The sequence below is a fragment of the Mesorhizobium sp. M2A.F.Ca.ET.039.01.1.1 genome, assembly GCF_003998035.1.
Lineage (GTDB): Bacteria > Pseudomonadota > Alphaproteobacteria > Rhizobiales > Rhizobiaceae > Mesorhizobium.
Window position 1 is genome coordinate 1 of record NZ_RZRY01001437.1, and the last position, 589, is coordinate 589.

Below are 589 nucleotides of genomic sequence, written 5' to 3' on the forward strand. Positions count from 1 at the left end.
TTGTTCGATCGCTGCCGGGCGCAAGAGAGCGAGCGACTTGTCGATGTTAAGTTTGTGCTTGATCTAGCTGCGCCTTGCCCGTTCCTCCAGCAGTTCGTGATCGAACGGCAGGGCCGTTGCGCCCTTCTGCTCGTAATGGCGGATGAAATTTTCAATCTCCTTGTCTGTCTTCGCCGGCCCCTCAGGCGGTTTAGAGGTGGGCGCCGAGCTTGCATTTCGGTGCTGTCCCTCTTGCCCTGGATTGCATCTACGAAATTCCAGCGTATCCTGCTTGTGCGCATGTGAGCAGAAGGTGGCGCCTGGCGCCTTGATTAGCCACCACACTAAGAACCACCGTCGGGATGGCGACCGACAAGGCTGATGTCACAAACGCCCCTTCCAGAAGGATGATCCACTCATGGATTCCAATGCCATTATTGCGTCCCTGCCGGTTGCAGGGGCCGACCGTGCTGTACTGATCGACGCCGCCAACACCGCGTTCGAGCGTGTAATTGAGCGGATTGAACCGAACGATGAGGAGCTAACCCGAAGCCTCTGGGATGCCGGTGACTACATCGACAGTTGGCTGGCTACCGACCTAGTCGACAAG

At 57.4% G+C, this 589-nt stretch carries 2 protein-coding genes; both read left to right on the plus strand.

Annotation, left to right across the window (positions count from 1 at the left end; translation table 11 throughout):
- On the plus strand, positions 1-285 hold a 285-nt coding region (locus EOA24_RS42680), incomplete at its 5' end, for a hypothetical protein (protein ID WP_210213667.1).
- Between the two features lie 112 nt (positions 286-397).
- On the plus strand, positions 398-589 hold a 192-nt coding region (locus EOA24_RS40310), incomplete at its 3' end, for a hypothetical protein (protein ID WP_133375080.1).